Source organism: Flavobacterium sp. Root901 (assembly GCF_001429765.1).
Lineage (GTDB): Bacteria > Bacteroidota > Bacteroidia > Flavobacteriales > Flavobacteriaceae > Flavobacterium.
The window spans coordinates 1-1,969 of sequence record NZ_LMJB01000003.1 but is presented as its reverse complement, the minus strand read 5'-3'; the positions used below and the strand labels follow the sequence as shown (position 1 = coordinate 1,969).

The window sequence follows — 1,969 nt, the reverse complement described above, 5'->3', positions numbered from 1 at the left end:
TAAATACCGGATTAGTTGTAAACGGCCCTGCAACATTGTTGCTGTATGTAAATCCGCCTGATCCTCCAGCACCTGTTAAAGTAACCGAACCATCAGCAGCTCCGTTACAGCTTGCATTTACCTGAGCAGCTGTAACTGTTGGGTTTGTAATTGGAGAAACGGTAACAACTGCAGTTTTTGTACAGCTGTTAGAATCTGTAATTACAAATGTATAAGTATCTGCATTGGCAGGTGTTACTGTATAAGTAAAGGTTGGTCCGGCAATTGGTGCACTTGGTGCACTCGGTGTACCTGCACCTTTTTGTACTGTGTAAGTATAGTTAGATTTACCACCGCCAATCGTAACAGTAATTGTTGCGTTTGGAGTAACTGTACAATCTAATTCTTTTGTAACAGTTCCAGCAGCCGTTAATTGCGGATAAACTACTGTTGCAGCCGGAGCCGAAACAATACATCCGTTTTTATCTTTTACATNAATCTAATTCTTTTGTAACAGTTCCAGCAGCCGTTAATTGCGGATAAACTACTGTTGCAGCCGGAGCCGAAACAATACATCCGTTTTTATCTTTTACAGAAACCGTATAAGTTCCTGCCGCAACTGTAAATGTGTTTGATGTCTGGAAAGAAGTTCCATCAATACTGTAAGTCAACGGAGCTAATCCTGTCGCAGTTGCAGTAATGGTAAATCCGCTTCCTGAAGCTGTACATTGGTTGTTAACCGTTACATTAGTGATTGCTGGCATTGAATCCAGAATAACGGTAACAGTTGATTTAGCTGTACATCCATTGGCGTCTTTTACATAAACATCCCAAACTAAATCAGCTCCCGAATTAGTAGTGTCTACAGTTAAAACTGAACTGTTGCCATAAGTCGATGATGGAACAGTTGACGGGCTTTTCGCGAAAGCGTAAGTATAATTTGGTGTACCGCCTGTTGCTGTAACTGTAATTTGTGAATTATCATTATTACAATTTACGTTTGTAGCAACCGCTGTTGTAATTGCTAAAGCAGCAGCTGGCTGGCCAATAACAATACTGGCAGAATTAGTACATCCTGTAGCAGTATCAGTTACCTGAACAGTATATGTTCCTGCTGCAACATTTGATAATGTTAATGTATTTCCTGATTTTGTTAATGTTCCTGAACCTAGAGTKCCTGCTGTTAAAGTAAATGTATAAGCACCAGCTACAGCATTTCCAGAAACAGTATAAGTACCTGATCCTGTGTTACCGCCTCTACATAAAACATCACTTGTTTTATTTCCTGTAAYKGCAATCGGAATAACCGGATTTACAATGTAAGGCTCTGTATAATAACATCCGTTTGCATCTGTAACTCTGAAAGTATAAGATCCAGGAGCTAAGTTWGCAAATGAATTAGAAGTTTGTTTTGSAATAATTGCYGTTGATGGAGCAATTGTTTCATATTGTAAAGCTCCAACTCCGTTTACGGCTGTTAATGTAACTGTTGCTGTTGTAGCCGTACAAGTAACCGCTGTTGAAGCAAAAGTTAARTCTGTTGGAGGGTTTAATCTCAATAAAGTTCCTGAACCTGTTACCGGACAGCCTTTTGCATCTCTAACTGAGTATGTATAGGGCTGGTCAGCTCCATTATCATTTAATGTTAAAACATTATTTGAGCTGTATCCGCTTCCATTAAAGCTGTATTCGTAAGGRGCAGTTCCTGTTCCTGCYGTTACATTGATAGTAACTGTTCCTGCAACTTTTCCATTTGAAGTGTTACAAGAGAATGGAACAACTGTAGTTGTTGCAGCTAATGTTACAGGCTGTGTAATGGTAACCGCTACTGATCCTGTACAGTTTTTACTGTCTTTTACATAGAAAGTATAAGTTCCTGCAGCCAGTCCGTTAAATACCGGATTAGTTGTAAACGGCCCTGCAACATTGTTGCTGTATGTAAATCCGCCTGATCCTCCAGCACCTGTTAAAGTAACCGAACCATCAGCAG

General features: G+C 39.9%; 1 protein-coding gene and 1 pseudogene. Both read right to left on the bottom strand.

The features are described from left to right. On the bottom strand, positions 1-451 hold a 451-nt coding region (locus tag ASE21_RS22430), incomplete at its 3' end, for a SprB repeat-containing protein (protein WP_131726450.1). Positions 452-475: 24 nt separating this feature from the next. Further along, positions 476-1,538: pseudogene (locus ASE21_RS22425) on the bottom strand (hypothetical protein); the annotation flags it as partial. Between the last annotated feature and the right edge of the window lie 431 nt (positions 1,539-1,969).